This is a genomic window from Bacteroidales bacterium (genome assembly GCA_021648725.1).
Lineage (GTDB): Bacteria > Bacteroidota > Bacteroidia > Bacteroidales > JAADGE01 > JAADGE01.
In genome coordinates this window covers 1-23,243 of record JAKISF010000032.1, presented here as the reverse complement: position 1 = coordinate 23,243, position 23,243 = coordinate 1, and the positions used below count along the sequence as shown (strand labels likewise).

Sequence of the window (23,243 nt, the reverse complement as noted above, 5' to 3'; positions counted from 1 at the left end):
AATAATCTCTGCAAAAAGAAAAACCGATAAAATAAATTATCGGTTTTCACTCATATTTAAAAACTGTTTAAATTATGGTTTCTGAGCACCTGCTTCTTTGCTCATTCCGAATAATTGTAATGTTTCTTTCCAAGGATATTTATTCATGAACATTGATACTTTTGATGACATTGTGCCTTGTTGGTTCATGCCCAATGCTCTTGCCCATTGATTTTCGGCTGAATTAGGATCATAGTTAGTCGTTTCACTGTAACTTGCTTTAAAAAAACCTTTTAAATACGCTTGATTTACAGACAATGGCGGTGCTACACTTTTATTATTACTGACGGATTCAAATTCAAGATCTTCAAATTCATCAACATTCAACTTTAACTCCACATTGCTTGCAGGATAATATTCTAAATCACCGCCTTTATTACCGAAAAAGATGTTATTATCAATTTTCACATATTCATCTTTGCAAAACCTTGAATTATCAATTCCGCCCATAATGTTAGCTCCTATAATATTATGATGAATGTTATATTTCAATTTGGTCATAATTCTGATTCCGTAGCCCATATCACCGAAATCTTTTAACCGACTCCATGTAAAAAGAACGGTATTATTTGCAATTTCAACATCACCGCAGGCAACCATATTTGCTTTCTCCTTACTTCCGGCACAAGTTCCGAATATTTCGACAGCTGCCATACGATTGGCAACAAAAACATTATTTAAGACTTTAAATAATCCGCTTTTATGTGCTGCTTGAATTCCGAAACTTGCTCCGTTTACAAACACACAATTTTGAATGCATACATCACCGCCTAATGTTCCGGAACGTATTGAAATACAAGGCTCTTCAACCGTACTATTTTTTCCGGCTAATGGTTCTGATGACCGGCGTATTCTTCCGCCTTCTACACCTTCTACAAAACCGTCTTTTAAATCGTAACAATTTCGTTCGCCCATATCCCATACAATATTGTCGATGAATGTACCGTCAACTTCTTTTGTAAATCGTAAAAGAGCTTTACGACCTTTTCCGCCGCGAGCATTATCCGGTTGAAAAATTGACGGATGATTTATAATGTCTTGTCCGGTAAAATCGGAATCCCAACTTCCGTACAGTTTTAATGGTTTATCCGTTTCAATATATCCGACACCGAAGGTTCCGTTATATATGCCTTCGGCAATATAAATTTTATCTCCGGGCATAGCTTTTTGTACGGCTTTATCGATATTCTTTAAGGGCGAACTTTTAGTTCCGTCATTTTTATTACTCCCGGATTTTGAAACATAAATTATCTTAGCTGTTCCTGAATTATTTGTTGAAACCGTTTCATTTTTACTTTCTGTTGTAGAGTTTGAACTTGTATTTGAAACAGAGCTCGAATTCGTTTCAGAGTTTGATTTTGTTTTAAATGATTTTGCTTTATTTTTTAAGCTGTTTACACTAATTTGTGATGTCATTGCTGTTTGAAATGTAAATATAAACAGCACTGATAATAACAGTATTAATTTGTTTGTTTTCATTTTTAGAGATTTTTGGTATTATTTGAATTAAAAATATTAAAGTAAATCTGTTTTTGAACTGTTAACTATTTCTGCATCTGACTGAATATCAGTTTTAAAAATTACAATATCTGCATCCCATACACCGCTTGCAAAAAATATGATTTTATCTGCATCACTTTGAATATTTGTATAGCACCAAATTTGTTTTTCTGTGGCTTCCCACTCATTTTGAGTTTCATATACTACAATATCTGCTTCTGAGCGAATATCACTGATAAAAACTTTCACATCTGCTTCCGATTGAATGTCTGTTCTAAATAGTTTAGGCATTTTTATTTTTTAAGGATTAATACTAAAATAAGAATTATCTGACACATGACAAATGTAGATGAGTTTCGAAGACTTATCAATCAGTTAATTCCCTGAAATTACAGTAGGGGAAATCACTTAGAAACTTTTTTAAATAATTATTTTAAAGGTTGATAATTTCGTTTTTAACTGCATATTTAACCAAATCGATATTGGTTCTCAGTTTTAATTTGGAAAGGATATTGTTTCTGTGGGTTTCAACAGTTCTGGGACTGATAAACATTTTTGTTCCGATTTCTTTATAAGACAATCCGTCAGAAATATATCTGATAACCTCAATTTCTCGTTCAGTTATTTCAAGCTTATTTTGCTTTGATCCCGGATTTATACTTTCAATATAGTTTTTATAAATAATTTGAGAAATTTCTGTTCCGAAGTATTCATTACCGATATTAACAGAAATAATTGCTTTTATCAACTCTTCTTTGGAGGTATCTTTCGGCAAAAAACCTTTAATGCCGACTTTTAAAGCAGATAAAATAGTTCTTTCATCTGTATTCATTGAAATAATCAGTATTTGAATTTGGGGATATTTATCTGAGAGGATTTTACTGATTTCAACACCTGAAATCCCCGGCATTGATATATCCAGCAAAATAACATCGGGAATATTATTATTTAGACTTTTAAAAAGTTCCTCTCCGTTTCCGGCTTCACCGATAACTTCGATTTCTTTATTAGCAATAAGCATAGCAAAGAGTCCATTGCGAACTATTTTATGGTCATCAACAATAAAAACTTTGATTTTGTTCATGCACAAATTTACTGTTTTTTTCTCGGAACTGTAAATATAAATTCGCTACCTTTATTAAGTTCACTTTTTGCCCAAATTTTGCCTCCGCATTTTTCTGTCAGTTCTTTACATAAAATTAAACCAAGACCGGTTCCTTTTTCCGGATGATTGCCGACAGCATTACTCTCAACATCAATTCGGAATAATTTCGAAACATCTTTTTTGCTCATTCCGACCCCGTTATCTTTAACACTAATTATTATCATTTTATCTTCTACTTTAGCAAAAACAGTTATCAATGATTTTTCGGAAGAAAACTTAATTGCATTTGAAACTAAATTTCGTAATACTGTTGATATCATTAACTTATCTATAAAAGCAACTATATTGTCAGGAATATCAGTATTAATACTTATCTTTTTTTCATCTGCATTTATTTGTAAAACTGAGATCACTTCATTTGCCGGAATATTTAAATTAACATATTCAGGTATATATTTCATCCTTCCGTTATTTAAAGATGCCCAAGCCAATAAATTTTGAAGCAATAAATAGGTCTGTTCCGATGATTTATTTAGTTCTTTTATAAAGTCAAGTAATTGATCTTTGTCAATATTATTAAAAGAGGTTTCAATTGCATTTGTTAAAGTATGAATCGCCGAAAGCGGATTTAATAAATCATGAGAAATAATAGCAAAAAATTTTGTTTTCGTTGCATTCAAAATATTTAATTGCTTATTTTTTTCCTTCAGAATTTTATTAATCTCAGTTTTTAATTTATTTCTTTTAATCAAGATAATAGCAATGCTGATGAGTAAAACAGAAATGACAAGCAATGAAATCCATACTATTTTGCTTCTGCTTAGTTTAACATCTTTAATTATGGCTTCATTTTTTAAAAGTTCAATTTCTTTTTCTTTTTTCTCGGTTTCATATTTTATATCAAAAGCTAAGATTTGTTTGTTATTTTCTTTATTAAAGATAATCGTACTAAGACTGTCATATTTCATGTAGTAAAGTAATGATTTTTGAAAATGCCCGGTAATTTTAAATAATTCTGACAGCCCTTTATAAGCATACAGCTCATTATCTATTGAACCAATTTCTTTTGAAATATTAACAGCTGCAAGATAATTGGTTTCAGACAAAGAATATTGTTTCATTTTTCTATAAATATCCCCCAGGTCTTTATAAACTATTGATTGTGAGCTTTGTATGCCTGCTTTTCTAAAGGTGTTCAGAGCTTTCATATTATAATCAACAGCAAGTTTATAATCTCCCTTTGCTGCTATAATTCTTCCCAACTCGTTTTGTCGAACAGCAACTTTTACAAGGTTTCCCTCTTTAAGGTCTAATTCAATTGCTTTGATTAAATACTCCGATGCCAAGTCGAAGTTCCCAAGTTTGAAGGAAACCATTCCGAGATTACTGTAACGCACAGCAATTTGTGATAAATTATTAGTTTTTTTTGAATAATCTAAAGCTTTTGTATAATAATCTGTGGCTTGTTTGTATATACCCCAAGTTTCATATATTTTACCGATATTGTTATACGAAGAAGAAATATTTATATAATTATTTTGTTTTAAATCAAACTCTAGAACTTCCGATAAAGCAATTATTGCTTTATCATATTCACCCCAAGTATGATATACCAGTCCGATATTGTTAATGTTTGTATATACTTCATCAAGATTCTTAGTTTTTCTAACAATTTCTAATGACTTTTCAAAGTATGAAACAGAAATATCATATATCCCGAGTTTAAAAAAACAATAACCGATATCTCCTAACCTTGCTGCATATTCGTCAGAAATTTCACCATGAATCTTTTTTTCATATTCTGCAGCAATTTTATAATAATTAATCGCATAATTTAATTCATCTTTGTAATAATAAACATCGGCAAGATTACAAGCTGCCGAAGCAACGATATCTATCACTTTGGTCTTTACAGCTAAAGCATAAGCTTTTAAAGCATAATAAACTGCTGTATCCTTATTTATTTTAAGAAATACTGTTGAAAGTGCTTTAAGCGTACTAATTTTAGAGGTATCAGAAATTTCAGAATTCAAAACATTCTTTAAACTGTCAATTTTATTTTGTGAATAAATTGATACAGAAAATAATAACCCGAATAATATTAAGAATAGTTGTCTTGAAATAGTTCTCATAATTCTCGGTATAACCGTCATCTATTTAAAAATACTCAAATTCGACAATTTATGATTTCTGCGCTCAAGAAATATAAATTCTAAAACCAAGAGAATTAATGCTATAAAAATAAAATACGGAAAAAGGTCTGCATATTCTTCTATTTCAGTTTTTCCGTTTGTTTTTCCAAGTCCGTCTATTTGTTTTTGAATTTTTTCAATGTCTGTAAAGAAATTTCCGGTTTCAAAATATTTACCGCCTCCGGCATTAGCAATTTGTGTAAGAATAAGGTTATTTAATTTTGTAAGAACTACTTTATTGTTTTTGTCTTTCTTATAATTACCGGTATTTCTGTCGGGAATAGGAACTGCAAATTTTTTACCTACACCTACGGTTGAAATAATTATTCCTTTTTCATGTGCTTTTTTTGCAGCCTCAATGGCTTTTTGTTCATGATTTTCTCCGTCGGTCAATATTAATATCAGCTTTTCACTGTTTTCTGTTTCATCAAACATTGCTACTGACATTTCTATGGCTTTTGTGATGTTAGTTCCTTGTACGGGAACTGTTTCTGTATCAATCGAAGACAAAAATACATCAACCGAAGCAAAGCTTGAAGTAACCGGAATTTGAACAAAAGCATCGCCCGCAAATACAATTAAGCCGATTCTGTCAGCCGGGTTATTATGAAAAATATCTGATATCATTTGCTTTGCTCTTCCGAGCCTGTTTGGTTTTATATCTTCTGCCAACATACTGTTTGAAACATCAAGGGCTATTATTATTTCTCGGTTCTTTCCGGCATCGGTTTTTACTTTACTGACTGATTGCGGACGTGCTAAAGCAATAATTATAAAAAAAACAGCAAACAGTAATACAGTAAATTTAAAGATAATACGATATTTTGAGAAATCAGGAGTTAATTTCAGAACTAAATCTTTGTTTCCTAATTGTTTAATTTGTTTGTTTTTTAAATATTGAGCAAAAATATATAATCCGATTATCAGCGGAATAATGATTATGAGCCATAAATTTTCAGGATTTTTAAATTGAAACAAATTCATTGTCGTTGTTTATTTAAGTTTTTACGGAATATTTCTAAATACAAAAAGTCTTAACAGCATTTCTGAAATTAATAATAATAAAGCCGGAAATAAGAATTTCATAAATTCTTCATCTCTGTATTTTTCAAGCTTTTCCTTTATTTTATCTTTTTCAAGTTTATTAATTTCTTCATAAATCAGTTTTAATGAATTATTATCCGTTGCTCTAAAATATCTCCCGTCCGTCTTTTTAGAAATTGTTTTGAGTGTTTCCTCATCAATCTTAACTTCAACCTGTTGCAATTGCTGCCCAAAAATGGTTTGGACAGGCATGTCAGCAAAACCATTTTTCCCGACACCGACTGTATACACTTTAATACCGAACTTGGCTGCTAAATCGGCTGCGGTCATCGGGTCAATGTTGCCGGCATTATTTTCACCGTCGGTTAACAGAATCACAATTTTGCTTTTTGATTTGCTGTCTTTTAAATTATTAACTGCTGTTGCCAGTCCGTAGCCGATTGCTGTTCCGTCTTCAATTAAACCTTGCTTAATATCTTTAAACATATTAATTAAAACGGCATGATCAAGGGTTACGGGGCATTGTGTAAAACTTTCTCCGCTGAAAACTACCAAACCGATACGGTCAAACTCTTGTTTCGTGATAAATTCAACCGCTATATCTTTTGATGCTTCCAAACGATTCGGTTTAAAATCCTGAGCCAACATACTTCCCGAAATATCCAAAGCAATGACTATATCAATTCCTTCTGTTACTTTTTCATTTGTTTTTTCTGTTTGAGGACGAGCCAAAATAATGATTAATAATACAATAATAATCATTCGTATCAAAAATAAAACATGACGTAAATATTGACGTAAAGGTTTTTTATACGTTTTAAAAACTTCCGTTGAAGAAAACCGAATACTTGCTTGAGATTTTCTTTTTTTTAGGATATACCATAATAATAAAGGTATTAATCTGAGTAAAAACCATAAATATTGCGGATGTGCATAGGTCATAATTAGTCTTTATTTTCAGTTTTAAGTTCTTCTTTTGTAACTTCAATCTCCTTTGTATGATTCACAAAAGAAAAAGCATATTCAATCATCATTTCATTTCTGTAATCATCGGGTTTGTTTTTTGCAAATTTAACTGTATCTGATAATGATAATAAATCTTTCAATTTGCTGTTTATATCATCCGTTGCAAATTCAGTTTGTTTAAAATCATTGATTATTTCACTTGTAATTGATTCTAAAGCTGAAATTTTAAACCTGTCTTCGATATATGTTCTGATAATTGTGCTTAGTTTTGTGTAAAACGGTTTTAAATCATTTTTTTTATGAAGTTCCTCTTGTTTCAAAGTCTCCAATTTCTTTAAAGCCGGAATATGTGCCGGAATTTTAGGTTTCGGTTTTGCAAAAATCGGTTGGTTTGCTTTTCTTTTTTTGATGATATGTTTAATTATAAGAAAAGATGCAATTCCAATCAGAATAATTAAAATATAAATCCAAAAACGTTTAAAAAACTCTTTAAAAGTCATAGGAGTTTCCAAAGGAGGTTTAATATCTGCTATCGGAATTTGTTGTGTAGTATCAATTTTACTGATAAATGCAGAATCCGGTTGATAATTTGAAACTTGTAATCTTAATGGATTTGTTTCAAGTTCTTTTCCGTCAACAATAAACTTAAACGGTTTTATTAAAAATAAAGAATCATCAAAAGAAGTAATGATATAGGATTGGCGAAGTCTTTTTCCTTTATCAACAGATTCAATGTCAGAATGTTCAATTATTTCGATACCTTCAATAATATTATTTTCAAACACCGGAAATTGAATATCTTTTCCCTTATTTTTATCAATTTGAAGGCTGAATGTAATTTGGTCTCCGATTATAATTTTATCTTTTTCCAGTATTGCTGCTTGTGAAAACAACAAATTAGGGAGCAAAATAAATAATATATATATAAACTGTTTTTGCATGTTTAAATAAAAATTTAAGCAAAAATAAAATTATGAACTGTAATATTCCAAAAAATAGATATACTTTTATTAAAAATTTATTTAATGGCAGAAATTTATACCGGAACTAAGTTTTTTTATATTCAGAAAATGAAACGGATTTCGTTGCATCCTCATATCGTGCTGTTAAAAAAATGGTGCGGTATATTTAACAGATATGATTTTGCTCCTCTTTATCCCGGGGGCTCTTCGGGTAATTTAAGTTTCAGAACAAAACTGAATTCCGATGTTTTTATTATAACTGCCGGTAGAACAGCGTTAAATCATTCTATGTTACATACTGATTTTTCTGAGGTTATTTCCTGTAATATTAACAAAAATACAGTTGTTGCAAACGGTTTAAAAGCACCGTCTTCCGAAACTTTAATGCATGGTTTAATTTATAAAAACAGATCGGATATTAATGCTGTTTTTCACGGACATTCAAAGCATATTATGAAACGAGCAAAAGAAAACGGTTTTCCCGAAACAAAAACAGAATTACCCTACGGCACAATTGAATTAGCCGAAGATACTTTGAATACGTTAAAAAAATATAACTTTGTAATCTTAAAAAATCACGGATTTATTTCTGTAGGGAAAACACAGGAAGAAGCCGGAACATTTGTATTAAGTTTATTATCAAATAAATAAAAATGAAAAAAGAAATTGTTTTAGTATTATTCGTATTTTTACTGTTTTATTCTTGTAAAAACAAAGAAAAGCAAAATACTGTTAACCAAGAAGCAAGAAATAAGATAATAAATGCTTCCGAAATAAATAAAAAAATAAGAAACGAAGAAAATATTGTATATAAAGATGCAACAATTATAGGAGATATTAATTTTTTGAATTCTGAGGATTTTAATTTGGAAACACCTTTTTTACAGAAATATCATATAAACTCGTCAATTTTGTTTCATAACTGCACGTTTAAAGGAAAAGTTATTGCACGAAAACAAGAAAATGAAATATACAAAGTATCAAACTTTAATAAAAATGTTACTTTTATTTCATGTACTTTTCAAGATACGGTAAACTTTACGTCTTCAGATTTTAACGAACTTGTAAATTTTTCTGAATCAGAATTTCAAGAGTTTGTTTCATTTGAAGCTTGTGCTTTTAATTTTAAAAAGAATTATTTTTCAAAAGTTCATTTTCAAAAAGCTGCAATGTTTAATTTAATGTTTGCAAACGGGGATATGAATTTTTTTGAAACAATTTTTGACGATAATGTTTTGTTCCAATTATCTAAATTTAATAACCCTGTTCATTTCGGAGCAAGTAAATTTAACAAAAATGCAGACTTTACAAATGTTAAGTTCTTTGATGATGTTTTTTTTAATTATTCTGAATTTATTAAAAAAGTAAATTTCAATAACTCAGTTTTCAGAGGAAGAACAGAATTTATCAAAACAAAGTTTAATTTTATATCAGAATTTAAAGATTGTGTTTTTTTCGGAAAAACAACATACAATAATTCTGAGATAATCGGAGTTTTTACTTTTAAGAACAGTGTTTTTTATATTTCAGACCCTGAAAAGTTTAACTGTAATATAAAAAAAGGAAGCGATTATATTATTGAAAATACGAAGTACATAATTGTCGAAAAATGATTAATTTAATGAAGTAAAACGGAAAAACTCAACTAATATCGGCGTTGTTACGAAAAATATTACTATTTTTACTGAATTAAACATAATTTTTAACTTTTAAACCTTATATAATATGAAAAAATTAATTTCAATTTTAATAGCAGGAAGCTTTATCTTCGGTGCTGTTTTATTTTTTCCGAGTTGCGATCCTGAAAATCCTGATTTCAGTAATGGATTGGGGTGGTTTGGTCTCGGTGGTAACGGTGATGATTTATCAAATATTGAAGATGATATAAACTTTGGCTCGGGAAATTTACCTTCAAGCATTGATTTGTCTTCTTACCTTCCGCCGGTAGGAGACCAAGGTCAATACGGAACATGTGTAGCATGGGCTGTGGGATACGGACATAAATCATATATGGATGCAAAAGGAGAAGGAAGAACATCTTTTACCGAAAGCCAAAAATACAGTCCGAGATTTTTATTTTGGTCTATTCCAAGTGCAAGTAAAGGTGCAGACTGTAGCGGTACAGGTTTTGAACCGGCTTATGATGTATTATTAAGCACAGGTATCTCTGATGTTTCAACTTCACCTTATACTAATTTAGGAGATTGTTCAAGCTCTCCTTCTTCATCTGAAAATAATGTTGCAGTAAATCACAAAATTCAAAGTTACAGAGAAGTTGAAGTTGATATTAACACAATTAAACAATACTTATCCCAAAAAAGATTATTATCTTTCGGTGCAAAACTAGGGGATAACTTTATGTCTTTTAACAGTAGTGACGTTCATTATTCGGATACATACGGATATTCCGGCCCTAATGCTTATCACGCAATGGTACTTTGCGGCTATGATGATAACAAAGGTACAAACGGTGCATTCAGAGTATTTAACTCTTGGGGACCGACATGGGGAGATAACGGTTACATTTGGATTGATTATAACTTTTTTGTAAGCGGTGATTTTGCATTTTGTACATTTGTTGCAACTAATATTCAATCTGACCCTGATACAAATAATGACAATCAAGTAGATAACGGTGATATAAATTCCGGATACGACCTAATGGCGTGGGAGTATGTAGATATTGATGACGGAGGTGTTAACAGAATAGCTAAATATAATGTATTTAATTCCGGAACAAATCAAGTCGATGCTGTAACAGACTGGAATATACTACTTATTTATTATAATGCTTTTGATGCGAACGACTACGGAATATTACTTTACGATTATTACTCTGATGATTACGGAAATTTAGGAGAAAACGGAGACTTAGGTGCAAACGGAGACGGAATAGGTAATTGGTGGAATTATGTTAATGTTCTTTCAGGGCAAAGTGTTGCCGCAGCGGTATATTGGGATGCTGCAGACCCTTCAACAGCAAGATTTAGTTGGCCTTATTCAATACCCACAACTGTTAACGGTGAATATTATTTAGTTACAATTGCTGACGGATATGATGTAATTTCAGAATTTGATGAATCAAATAACTATTTTTATCTTACTGACACACAGGGCGGACCTCTTACTTTCGTTAATGGAGTAATGACGGAAGCACCGGCTTCAAAAAGTTATTTAAAAAATATGAATCCTCAAAAAGGAGATGACTCTCCGATGCAAACTGTAAGAACAAACTTTAACTTGAATACTTATACAACAAATGAAATTCAAGCCTTAATTAAAGACAGACTTATTACAGGAGACATTCAACGAAAAGCCGAAGCATTTTTAAGAACAAATAAAAATCAAGGTAAAAAAACAAATAACTAAAATATTATTTCTATAAAAAAAAGACGGTCTTTCTCAGACTGTCTTTTTTTATTTTAAAATATCATAGTAAAACATAATTGCTTTTTTTACTTTTGTTAAATCTATAAAGTAATATAAACTTAATATGATAAATCAACAATTATTAAATCCTCAAAGTATTGCTGTAATCGGAGGTTCTGATGATATTCATAAACCCGGAGGCAAAGTTTTATATAACATTATTAAAGGCAACTATAAAGGAAAATTATATGTTGCAAACCCTAAACAAGAAGAAGTTCAAGGAATAAAATCATATAAAGATGTTAACGATTTACCTCAAACAGATTTGGCAATACTAGCAATTGCAGCCAAATTTTGTACCGATTCAATAAAAATCCTTGCAGAAACTAAAAACACAAAAGCATTCATAATACTTTCGGCAGGGTTTTCTGAAACAAGTGAGGAAGGTGCATTAATTGAACAAGAAATCGTAAATATAATTAATAATGTTAATGGTGTGTTAATCGGTCCGAACGGTATAGGTGTTTTAACACCGAATTATCACGGTGTTTTTACTTCTCCTATTCCCAAATTAGATTCGCAAGGCGTTGATTTTATCTCAGGTTCGGGTGCAACAGCCGTATTTATTATGGAACTCGGAATTCCCAACGGATTAAGGTTTGCAAATGTTTTTTCCGTAGGAAACAGTGCTCAAACAGGTGTAGAGGAAGTTTTAGAGTATATGGACAATACTTATGAGGAAGGTATCAGCCCAAAAGTTAAACTTTTATACTTGGAACAAATTGATAAACCTCAAAAACTTTTAAAACATGCAAGTTCTTTAATCAGGAAAGGTTGCAAAATTGCTGCTGTTAAATCCGGAAGTTCAGATGCCGGAAGTCGTGCAGCATCCTCACACACAGGAGCTTTGGCAAGTTCTGATGTCGCAGTTGATACACTTTTTAAAAAAGCAGGAATTGTTCGTTGCTACGGAAGACAAGAACTCATAACTGTTGCTTCAGTTTTTATGCTCCCCGAATTAAAAGGAAAAAATATTGCAATAATAACACATGCCGGAGGTCCTGCGGTAATGTTAACCGATGCACTTGAAAAAGGGGGGTTAAATATTCCGCAAATAAAAGGCAAAAAAGCAGATGAACTTTTAGAAAAACTATATCCCGGTTCATCCGTTGCAAATCCGATTGATTTTTTGGCAACCGGAACGGCAGAACAATTAGACAACATTATTGATGCTTGTGAAAATAATTTTGAAGAAATTGACGCAATGGCTGTTATTTTCGGAACACCCGGGTTAAGCAAAGTTTTCGATGCTTACGATGTTATAAATGAAAAAATGCAAAAATGCAAAAAACCGATTTATCCTGTTTTGCCGTCTTTAAATGAAGCAAAAGAAGAAATAAAAGATTTTATTTCAAAAAACAGAGTTTTCTTTCCGGAAGAAGTTCTTCTCGGAAATGCTTTATCAAAAGTATATTTTACCGATAAACCGGCAAATGAGAATATTCAACTTCCCGAAGTTGATACAAATACAATCCGAAACATTATTGAAACTTCAGAAGACGGATATTTAGAACCCGAAAAAGTTCAGAATTTGCTTGATGCAGCCGGAATAAACCGAGCAAAAGAATTTGTTGCCGAAACTTTGGAAGATGCATTGCAAAAAGTTAAAAAGATTGCTTTTCCCGTTGTTCTGAAAGTTGTAGGACCTGTTCATAAATCTGATGTCGGAGGTGTTGTTTTAAATGTTAAAAATGAAGAGCAATTAACATCGGAATTTAACAGAATGATTAAAATAAAAGATACAACAGCTATTTTAATGCAACCGATGCTCAGCGGAACAGAATTATTTGCAGGAGCAAAATATGAAGACAAATTCGGACATTTGGTTTTAGCAGGTATGGGCGGTATTTTTATCGAAGTTTTTAAAGATATTTCTTCGGTACTTTCACCTGTATCAAAACAGGAAGCCGAAAAAATGATAAAATCCCTGAAATCATATAAATTAATTGAAGGAACAAGAGGACAAGAAGGTATAAATCAAGAAAAGTTTATTGATATAATAATACGTCTTTCTGCATTACTCGAGGCAGCTCCCGAAATTATTGAAACGGATTTAAATCCGCTTTTGGGAACTGCAACAGATGTAATTGCTGTTGATGCAAGAATAAGAATAAAAAAATGAAAATAATTTTACTGGACAAAGCAACAATAGGTAATGATGTTTCATTACAAGCTATTGAAAATCAGGCTGATTTAACTTCTTATAATACGACTTCCGAAAATGAAGTATTAGAAAGAATAAAAAATGCCGAAATTATTATCACAAACAAGGTTCTTATAGGCAAAGATGAAATGAATGCCGCAAAAAAACTGAAACTTATTTGTGTTGCCGCAACCGGATATAATAATATTGATATTGAAGAAGCAAAAAAGCGAAACATTGTTGTAACAAATGTAAAAGGATATTCTACGGAGTCTGTTGCTCAAACCGTTTTCGGGTATATTTTGACTGTTATGAACTCAACGGTAAATGTTGCACATGATATTAAAAACGGTCTTTGGCAAAAATCTTCGGTTTTTACAATGTTGCAACATCCGTTTATCGAACTGAAAGGAAAAAATCTCGGTATTATCGGTTACGGTACTATCGGGAAACGTGTAGCTGAAATCGGAAAAGCTTTCGGAATGAATATTTTAATATCTGAAAGTTTTATTAATCCAAAGCAATCATCCGATCGATTATCATTTGACAAAATTTTGCAACAATCTGATATTCTTACAATTCATACACCTTTAACCGATAAAACAAAAAATCTTATTTCCGAAAAGGAATTAAAATTGATGAAAAAAACAGCAATTCTTATTAATGCCGCAAGGGGAGGGATTGTAAATGAAAATGATTTATACGAAGCACTTGTTAACAAAGAAATAGCCTATGCAGCTGTTGATGTGTTAACGCAAGAACCTCCGAAAGATAATAATATTCTGTTTAAAGCACCTAATATTATAATTACGCCGCATATAGCATGGACGTCTGTTGAAGCAAGGCAACGGTTGGTTGCGGGAATAAGTAACAATATCCGCTTATTTATTGCAGAAAAAGGAAATGAAATTGATTTGTGTTAATTTTGAAAACTTCATTTTAAATTATATTTTTGTCTGTTATAAAACAGAAAATTAAAATAATAAAATATGAAATTATTAGACGGAAAAGTTGCAGTTATAACCGGTGCGGCAAGAGGCATCGGAAAATCAATAGCAATAGAATTTGCAAAACACGGAGCTGATGTTGCCTTTACGGATTTAAAATTAGACGAAAATACAGAAGCTGTTGAAAAAGAACTTACAGAATATGGTGTAAAAGCAAAAGCTTACGCATCAAATGCAGCCGATTTTGATGATGCTCAAAGAACTGTGGATGAGATTGTTGCAGAATTCGGGCGTGTTGATGCATTAATCAATAATGCCGGTATTACTCGTGATACATTATTAATGAGAATGACCGAAGAACAATGGGATTTAGTTTTAAACGTGAACTTAAAATCTGTTTTTAACATGACTAAAGCAGTTCAAAAAACCATGTTGAAACAACGTTCAGGTTCAATCGTTAATATGAGTTCGGTTGTAGGTGTAAGCGGAAATGCAGGTCAGTCAAATTATTCGGCATCAAAAGCAGGAATCATCGGTTTTACAAAATCAATCGCTAAAGAACTTGGTGCACGTAATATAAGAAGTAATGCAATTGCTCCCGGATTTATTGTTACTGAAATGACGGCTCAAATTCCTGAAAAAGCACGTGAAGAATGGATTAAAACCATTCCTTTAAAACGCGGCGGAACTCCTGAGGATGTTGCAAACGCATGTATCTTCCTTGCTTCCGATTTATCGTCTTATGTAAGCGGACAAGTTATTAATGTTTGCGGAGCAATGAATACATAGAAAATATTATTGAAAAAAGATAAATATTCAAACGGCTTTTTTACTTTTGTATTAAAGTCGTTTTTTATTCGTTATATAAATATATGTCATCATTAATAACAGAATATCCTTTATGGTTTATAATTTTTTGCTTTGCAGCCGGATTTTTATTCGCTTGGTTGTTATACAGAAAGGATAAAAAATTTGCCGAAGCCTCTAAACTTATTCGCAACTTTATGTTTGCTTTAAGATTCTTGTCCGTAAGTATTATATCATTTTTGTTGCTTTCTCCCGTATTAAAATCTTTGGGTAAAATTATTGAGCAACCAATTATTGTTTATGCACAAGATAACTCAGAATCAGTAAATTCCGACAAGGGAAATATAAAGATGTTCAGTAAAAATATTTCAAATTTCTTTAATGAAAAGCAAAATAATTACATATTTAAAACTTATACTTTCGGGGAAAAAATAAAACAAACTGACAGTTTCAGCTTTTCGGAAAAACAAACAGATATTGCCGAACTGATTTCAGATATAAAAAACAAATACTATCACAGAAATATAGGTGCCGTGATACTTGCAAGCGACGGAATATACAACAAAGGTACAAATCCTGCTTATGAAATAAACGATATTAATTTTCCGATATATACTATTGCATTGGGCGATACGAGTATAAAAGAAGATTTAATTCTTACAAAAGTAAAAAATAATAAAATTGCATTTTTGAAAAATACATACCCTCTTCAAATAAGTGTAAAAGCTAAGAAATTAAAAGGTAAACAAAGCGAAATTCAAATCTTCGATAACGGAAAACTGATAAAAATACAAAAATTTACAATAAACAATAATGATTTTTTTAAAAACTATAATTTTGAAATAAAAGCCGATAAATTAGGGTTTCATAAATTAAAAATTAAGCTGAAAGAACTTGAAGAAGTAAATTTTAAAAATAACAGTAAACAAGTTATAACGGAAGTTGTTGACAGCAAACAAAAAATATTAATTCTTGCCAACTCTCCGCATCCTGATATTTCTGCAATAAGGCAAGCTTTGGAACTTAATCAAAATTTTGAAACTGATTTTTTCCTTGCAAATAAATTTAATAAACCTGTTTATGCATATAATTTAATAATTTTACATCAATTACCTTCAAAATATAATTCGGGTACAGCAGTTATTTCACAAATTAAGCAATCAAATATTCCGGTTTTATATATTCTCGGAAGCCAAAGTTCCTTACAAAAATTTGATAATTTAAATACCGGACTGACAACAGGAGCATACGCAAATTCTGCCGATGAAGTAAAAGGTAAATTAAACCAAAATTTTACTTTATTTGAGGTTAATCCAGATATTGAAACAATCAGTTTAAACGCACCTCCTATGTTATCGGCTTTCGGTAATTATAAAACAAGCGGAGATGCACAAATATTGTTCAGCAGAAAAGTAAGAAATATTGATACAGGCTTCCCTCTGATTGTATTTAATTCTGCAACCGGAGGCAAGAAAACTGCGGTAATTACAGGTGAAGGAATTTGGCGTTGGCGTATCTTCGATTATAAGAGCAATCAAAATCACTACCTTTTTAATGAGCTGATTAACAAGATTGTGCAATATCTTACTCAAAAAGAAACAAAAGAAAGGTTTAAGATTATTGCAGAAAAAATAATTCCTGAAAATCAAGAAATTGTAATTAAAGCAGAGGTTTATGACAAAAATTTTGAATTAGTTAATGCAGGGGATGTAAATATTCAAATTTCGGATTCTGCAAAACAAATTAAAGATTATATTTTTGAGAAATCAGGCAAATCATATAAAATAGATATAGGCAAATTACCGAGCGGAGATTATTCTTGGAAAGCCGAAACAATTATTAAAGGCAAAAGATACAAGAAAGAAGGTATTTTTTCTGTAGTCCCCTTAAATATTGAAGCTGAGAATACAATTGCTGATCATAATATTTTATATAAAATTTCTGAAAATACAGGAGGAAAACTTTTCTATCCAAAAGAAATAAGTAAATTACTTGAGTCTGTCCAAAAAAATGAAAATATTGTACCTGTTGCATATAGTGAGAAGAAAACAGAAAGTTTAATCAATTTTAAAATTATTTTCTTTTTGCTTACAGCATTGCTTACCGGCGAATGGTTTATGCGTAAATTCCGCGGGGCATATTAAGCTGTTTTTGTATTTATTAACAATAAAGAAAGCGTAATAAAGGAATTACATATTATTGTGAATTGTATTGTCTTTTATCTGATAATTAGTATATTATAATAATTATTCGGAAGTATTAAATCTGTTAATACTATTAAAATAAATACAATTCTTTCAAATTGTTAAAACTTTCATTTGTATCTTTTTTAAAATATTATCTATTTCGCAGACTGAACAAGTGTGCATTTAATTTACCGGGGTACATTTCCTGCATAAATGCATATTTTATAATAATTCAATAAATTAACAATGTAATAATTATATGTCAGCAGTTTATTCGGAAGATACAATTAAAACATTAGAGTGGAAAGAACATATTCGAAAACGCCCCGGAATGTACATAGGGAAGTTAGGTGACGGTTCTTCTCAAGATGACGGTATTTATGTGCTTTTAAAAGAAGTTCTTGATAATTCAGTTGATGAATTTATGATGGGACACGGAAAAAAGATAGAAATTAAAGCCGAACAAGGAGAAATTTCAATTCGTGATTATGGCAGAGGAATTCCTCTGTCAAAAGTTCTTGATGTTTCTTCTAAAATGAATACCGGGGCAAAATATGATTCCAAAGTTTTTAAAAAGACGGTAGGATTGAACGGAGTCGGGATAAAAGCTGTTAATGCTCTTTCCGTTAAGTTTATTATTCGTTCGTTTCGAGAAGGAGAAGTAAAAGAAATTCATTATTCTGCAGGTAATGTAATCGAAGATAAAGAAATTAAAAAAACGACTAAAAAAAACGGTACGGAAATAATATTCAGGCCTGATAATGAGCTGTTTAAAGAATATCATTATTTAGAGGATTTTATCGATCTAATGATGAAAAATTATGTTTACCTTAATTCAGGTTTAACTTTAACTTTTAACGAAAAATCATATTATTCCAAAAACGGATTGCTCGACTTACTTTCCGATAACATTAAAGAAGAGCAAAGAAGATACCCGATTATTCATTTAAAAGGAGAAGACATTGAAATAGCATTAACTCATGCAAATCAATACGGTGAAGAGTATTATACTTTTGTTAACGGGCAAAATACAACACAAGGCGGAACACATTTGTTGGCATTTCGTGAAGCAATTGTTAAAACAATCAGAGATTATTATAAAAAAAATGTTGATTTCTCCGATATAAGAACCGGAATTGTTGCGGCAGTAAGTATAAAAGTTGAAGAACCTGTTTTCGAATCACAAACAAAAACAAAACTCGGTTCAAAAAATATTGCTCCCGACGGTCTTACGGTTCGTTCTTTTATAATGGATTTTGTTACGAAAGAATTAGAACTCTATCTTCATCAAAACAACGAAGTTTCGGAAGAACTTTGGAAAAAAATCCAAGAAGCTGAAAAAGAACGTAAAGAAATATCCGGAATTAAACAATTAGCACGAAAAAGAGCAAAAACTGTTAAAGTTCATAATAAAAAACTCAGAGATTGCCGTACACATTATAATACAAAAAAGGATGATGCAGAAAAATCCACAATTTTTATTACGGAAGGAGATTCTGCAAGCGGTTCAATTACCAAATCCAGAAATGTAAACACGCAAGCTGTTTTCAGCTTAAAAGGAAAGCCTTTAAATACTTACGGTAAATCAAAAAAAATTGTTTATGAAAATGAAGAATTCAATCTTATCCAAGCCGCTCTTAATATTGAAGACGGCATGGAAGGACTCAGATATAATAATATAGTAATTGCAACTGATGCCGATGTTGACGGAATGCACATCAGACTTTTATTAATTACTTTTTTCCTGAAGTTTTTTCCCGATGTTATAAAAAACGGACATTTACATATTCTTCAAACACCTTTATTCAGAGTAAGAAATAAAAAAGACACATATTATTGCTATTCGGAAGAAGAAAAAGAAAAAGCAATGAAAAAGCTCGGTAAAAACCCTGAAATAACAAGATTTAAAGGGCTGGGGGAGATATCACCCAACGAGTTTAAATATTTTATCGGAGAAGATATACGCTTAGACCCTGTAATCATTAATAAAGAAGAATCAATTTCTGAAATGCTCGATTTTTATATGGGAAAAAACACACAAGAACGCCAACAATTTATAATAGAAAATTTAAGAGACGAAGAAGAAGTATTATAATAATTACAACTTTATAATGAAATTAAGATATCTCATAATAACAGGAATAATACTAAGTATTTTTTCGTGTGAAAAAGAGAAGATAAAAAAAATAGGTCATTGTTATATTCAAGAAAATCAGGCTATTAAGTTTCTTGATAAAACAGCAACCGGAATAATCGATACTGTTGAGTTAAAATCTGCAAATGCAGAAAATTTTGAAGTTATTTCAGACAGTTCGAATGACGGACGATGTTTTTCGGATGTTTGGGCAAAAGATAAAATGTCGATTTGGTACAAACAATATAAAATATCAGGAGCAGACCCTTTTACCTTTAAAGTTTTGAATAATTCATATTCTAATGATAAAAATAATGTTTTCTATAAACAAAATTTATTGGTAAACGCAGTAAAAGAACACTTTAAAATATTAAATAATTTTTATGCAAAAGATAACGAACGAATTTGGTATAAAGGCAAAGAAGTTTTCGGAATAAATGATGTTACAAACTTTGAAGTTATTGACGGCTATTTTTCAACTGACGGAAAAAATATTTATATGAATAACGATACAGTTCTTTTAAAAATACCTGATTCTGACGCAAATACATTTATCGGCATCGAAGATGATATGCACCTGAGTTCATTAAAATATTATAAAGACAAAAGGAATGTGTATTGCATTGATACAGAAAAAAATATAGGAGAACCCGATTTTTTGAATGTTTTTGATGCCTTTACCGAATCTTTTACAATTCTGAATGAAAAATATTATTCAAAAGATAATTTTAATATTTATTATAAAAATAAGGTTATTGAAAATGCCGACAGAAATACTTTTTCAGCTTTCGGAAAAAACTATTCAAAAGATAATTCAAAAATCTTTTTTAAAAATAAAATTATTTACGGTGCTGAATATAACTCATTCCAACTAATTGATAATGATACAATTGATGCAATTGATTCATTGAGCTGTTATTTACTCGGAAAAAGAACAAAACGATAAAACAACAATATAATTTATATTTTAACAAATGCCCGAAAAAGATAAAACACAAGAAGACGAATTAACAAGCAACCAAGAAATTGTTGAAGAACAGGAGTATAAAGTAAAATACATTTCCGGAATGTATAAAAAATGGTTTCTTGATTATGCATCTTATGTTATTTTAGAACGTGCAGTTCCGCATATTTCCGACGGACTGAAACCTGTTCAAAAACGTATTTTGCATTCAATGAAACGAATGGATGACGGACGCTACAACAAAGTTGCAAATATTATCGGTCATACAATGCAGTTTCATCCGCACGGAGACGCTTCAATCGGTGATGCTTTGGTGCAACTCGGGCAAAAAGAACTTTTAATTGATACACAAGGTAACTGGGGAAATACTTTAACCGGCGACAGAGCAGCCGCACCGAGATACATTGAAGCTCGACTTTCAAAATTTGCTTTAGATGTTGTTTTTAACCCCAAAACTACTGTTTGGCGACCGTCTTACGACGGAAGAAATAAAGAACCTGTTCACTTGCCCGTTAAGTTCCCTTTACTTTTGGTGCAAGGCGTTGAAGGTATTGCCGTAGGATTGGCATCAAAAATATTGTCGCATAACTTTAATGAAGTTATTGATGCAGCAATAAATTATTTGAAAGGTAAACCTTTTGAATTGTTGCCCGACTTTTTAACCGGAGGAATGGCTGACGTTTCCGATTATAACGACGGAATGAGAGGCGGAAAAGTAAGAGTAAGAGCAAAAATAAGTAAGCAAGATTCTAAAACGCTTGTAATTAACGAATTACCTGTCGGGAAAACAACAACTTCTCTTATTGAATCAATTGTTTATGCCAATGATAAAGGTAAAATAAAAATCAAAAAAATTGAAGATAATACTTCCGATAAAGTTGAAATATTAGTACATCTTCCGTCGGGAGTTTCTTCCGATAAAATGATTGATGCACTTTATGCCGTAACAGATTGCGAAGTTTCAATTTCACCGAATACAACTTTAATTATAGGAGATAAACCGAGATTTGTAGGTGTTTCGGAAATTTTAAGACATTCAACCGATAATACTTTAAATCTTTTAAAACAAGAACTTGAAATAAGAAAAGCCGAACTTGAAGAATCTTGGCATTTATCTTCTTTGGAAAAAATATTTATTGAAGAACGTATTTATAAAGATAAAGAATATGAGCAAGGAAAAGATTATGAAACCGTAATTAAACATATTCACAAACGATTAAAACCTTTTGTTAAGAAATTTATCAGAGAAATAACCGATGAAGATGTTAAAAGATTATTTGAAATAAGAATGAGAAGAATTCTTAAATTCTCTTCAATTGAAGCAGAAGAGCATTTGCAAGCAATTCTTGACGAAATTGAAATCGTAAAAAATAATTTGGCAAATATCATAAATTATACAATTGATTATTTCAAAAATATTAAGAAAAAACACGGAAAAGAAAGAGAACGCAGAACCGAATTAAGAAATTTTGAAGAAATTAAAGCTCGAAAAGTTGTTGTTCGCAATAAAAAACTATATGTAAACTATAAAGACGGTTTTGCCGGAATGTCTTTGCGACAAGATGATTTTGTTGCAGACTGCTCCGATATTGACCTTGTTATTATTTTCAGAAAAGACGGAACTTATTTTGTGAAACAAGTTGAAGAAAAGTTTTATATAGGCGAAGGCGTTATTCATATTGACGTTTGGAGAAAAGATGATGACAGAACAGTTTATAATGCTATATATTTTGACGGAAAATCCGGATACTATTACATGAAAAGATTTAATGTTAAAAGTATTATTCGAGATAAAGAATACAATTTAACAAAGGGTGAAAAAGGCTCAAAAGTAATTTGGTTTACTGCAAATCCTAACGGTGAAGCAGAAACCGTAAAAATAACCCACAGACCTCGTAAGAGGCTTAAAAACAAAATGATAGAAATCGATTTCTCAGAACTTGCAATAAAAGGAAGAAGTTCTATGGGAAATATTGCAACAAAATACGGTGTTCAAAAAGTTGTATTAAAAGAAGAGGGAGTTTCAACACTCGGCGGAAGAAAAATTTGGTTCGACCATGAAGTTTTAAAACTAAATGCCGACGGAAGAGGAGAGTACCTCGGAGAATTTATTGCAGATGATAAGATATTGGTTGTTTACGATTCAGGAAAATTTCAAATTAAAACTTATGAACTTTTAAACCATTTTGAAACAGGAGTTCTGAAAATAGAAAAATACAATCCCGATAAAGTTTGGACTGCTGTTTTTTATGAAGGCGAACAAAAATATAACTACTTAAAACGTTTTAAATTTGAAGGTATTAACGGTGTCTCATCTTTTATCGGGGAACATAAAAATTCTCGTTTAATTTCAATTTCTGATGAATTGAATGCTAAATTTGAAATTCATTTCGGCGGAAAAAATAACGACAGACCGAATGAAATTATTGAGGCTGCAGAATTTATTTCTGAAAAAAGCTATAAAGCCAGAGGTAAGCGGTTAACAACTTATTCCGTAAAGAAAATAACAGAGCTTATACAAGAAAAAGATGAAAATGTCTTAAATAATGAAACTTTATCAGAAAAAAAGACGTATAATAATAAAACAGACAATAAAGAACCTGAATTTGAGGTTGTTAAAACAGATAAAGACGGAAATCAAATTAAATTAGATTTATAAAGGAAATTGCTTTGATATATAGCAACTTAAGTATTTATATATCAATGTCGTTTAGTTAAGGATTAATCATAACTGTGTAAAAATAAGAAAAATATAATAAAAAGTTCTTTGAAATTTTGCTTTTTAAAAATAGTATTTATTTTTACGGTATATATAGGGGGTAAGT

17 protein-coding genes are annotated in these 23,243 nt (G+C 30.8%); 10 read left to right on the top strand and 7 right to left on the bottom strand.

Annotated features, from left to right (window positions below):
• Positions 1 to 72: 72 nt before the first annotated feature.
• The 7 genes from L3J35_11195 to L3J35_11165 all read right to left on the bottom strand — a co-directional run bounded on the left by L3J35_11195 (position 73) and on the right by L3J35_11165 (position 7,787).
• Entirely contained in the window at positions 73 to 1,518 is a 1,446-nt protein-coding gene (locus L3J35_11195; protein MCF6366756.1) for a DUF1565 domain-containing protein, read from the bottom strand.
• Positions 1,519 to 1,554: 36 nt separating this feature from the next.
• Entirely contained in the window at positions 1,555 to 1,830 is a 276-nt protein-coding gene (locus L3J35_11190; GenBank protein MCF6366755.1) for a DUF6150 family protein, read from the bottom strand.
• 142 nt (positions 1,831 to 1,972) lie between these two features.
• Entirely contained in the window at positions 1,973 to 2,623 is a 651-nt protein-coding gene (locus L3J35_11185) for a response regulator transcription factor (GenBank protein MCF6366754.1), read from the bottom strand.
• 8 nt (positions 2,624 to 2,631) lie between these two features.
• Positions 2,632 to 4,797 (bottom strand): tetratricopeptide repeat protein, encoded by a 2,166-nt coding sequence (locus L3J35_11180; protein MCF6366753.1) that lies wholly within the window; start codon positions 4,795 to 4,797, stop codon positions 2,632 to 2,634.
• Positions 4,798 to 5,820: a VWA domain-containing protein gene (locus tag L3J35_11175; GenBank protein ID MCF6366752.1), complete on the bottom strand. Its 1,023-nt coding sequence runs from the start codon at positions 5,818 to 5,820 to the stop codon at positions 4,798 to 4,800.
• A gap of 21 nt (positions 5,821 to 5,841) precedes the next feature.
• Complete coding sequence (locus tag L3J35_11170) at positions 5,842 to 6,822, bottom strand: VWA domain-containing protein (protein MCF6366751.1); 981 nt, start codon at positions 6,820 to 6,822, stop codon at positions 5,842 to 5,844.
• 2 nt (positions 6,823 to 6,824) lie between these two features.
• On the bottom strand, positions 6,825 to 7,787 hold the full coding sequence (locus L3J35_11165) for a hypothetical protein (protein MCF6366750.1): 963 nt from the start codon (positions 7,785 to 7,787) through the stop codon (positions 6,825 to 6,827).
• A gap of 84 nt (positions 7,788 to 7,871) precedes the next feature.
• On the opposite strand from L3J35_11165, the gene L3J35_11160 reads away from it, so the two are divergent.
• The 10 genes from L3J35_11160 (at position 7,872) to L3J35_11115 (ending at position 23,077) form a co-directional block, all read left to right on the top strand.
• Positions 7,872 to 8,459 (top strand): class II aldolase/adducin family protein, encoded by a 588-nt coding sequence (locus L3J35_11160; GenBank protein MCF6366749.1) that lies wholly within the window; start codon positions 7,872 to 7,874, stop codon positions 8,457 to 8,459.
• 2 nt (positions 8,460 to 8,461) lie between these two features.
• Complete coding sequence (locus tag L3J35_11155; protein MCF6366748.1) at positions 8,462 to 9,421, top strand: hypothetical protein; 960 nt, start codon at positions 8,462 to 8,464, stop codon at positions 9,419 to 9,421.
• A gap of 112 nt (positions 9,422 to 9,533) precedes the next feature.
• Entirely contained in the window at positions 9,534 to 11,177 is a 1,644-nt protein-coding gene (locus L3J35_11150; GenBank protein ID MCF6366747.1) for a hypothetical protein, read from the top strand.
• Positions 11,178 to 11,301: 124 nt separating this feature from the next.
• The gene (locus L3J35_11145; GenBank protein MCF6366746.1) at positions 11,302 to 13,359 is read left to right on the top strand and encodes an acetate--CoA ligase family protein; all 2,058 of its coding nucleotides are present in this window, start codon (positions 11,302 to 11,304) and stop codon (positions 13,357 to 13,359) included.
• A complete protein-coding gene (locus tag L3J35_11140) occupies positions 13,356 to 14,303 on the top strand; it encodes a D-2-hydroxyacid dehydrogenase (GenBank protein MCF6366745.1) in 948 nt (315 codons plus the stop codon). Before L3J35_11145 ends, L3J35_11140 begins: the two co-directional genes overlap by 4 nt.
• 66 nt (positions 14,304 to 14,369) lie before the next feature.
• Positions 14,370 to 15,116, top strand: a complete 747-nt coding sequence (fabG, locus tag L3J35_11135; protein ID MCF6366744.1) for a 3-oxoacyl-[acyl-carrier-protein] reductase — start codon at positions 14,370 to 14,372, stop codon at positions 15,114 to 15,116.
• 83 nt (positions 15,117 to 15,199) lie between these two features.
• The gene (locus tag L3J35_11130; protein MCF6366743.1) at positions 15,200 to 17,278 is read left to right on the top strand and encodes a hypothetical protein; all 2,079 of its coding nucleotides are present in this window, start codon (positions 15,200 to 15,202) and stop codon (positions 17,276 to 17,278) included.
• Positions 17,279 to 17,579: 301 nt separating this feature from the next.
• Complete coding sequence (locus L3J35_11125; protein MCF6366742.1) at positions 17,580 to 19,415, top strand: type IIA DNA topoisomerase subunit B; 1,836 nt, start codon at positions 17,580 to 17,582, stop codon at positions 19,413 to 19,415.
• 16 nt (positions 19,416 to 19,431) lie between these two features.
• Positions 19,432 to 20,400 carry a DKNYY domain-containing protein gene (locus L3J35_11120; protein MCF6366741.1) on the top strand — a complete coding sequence of 323 codons (969 nt, stop codon included), beginning with the start codon at positions 19,432 to 19,434 and terminating at the stop codon, positions 20,398 to 20,400.
• A 28-nt stretch (positions 20,401 to 20,428) separates the two neighbouring features.
• Complete coding sequence (locus L3J35_11115; GenBank protein ID MCF6366740.1) at positions 20,429 to 23,077, top strand: DNA gyrase/topoisomerase IV subunit A; 2,649 nt, start codon at positions 20,429 to 20,431, stop codon at positions 23,075 to 23,077.
• Positions 23,078 to 23,243 lie beyond the last annotated feature (166 nt).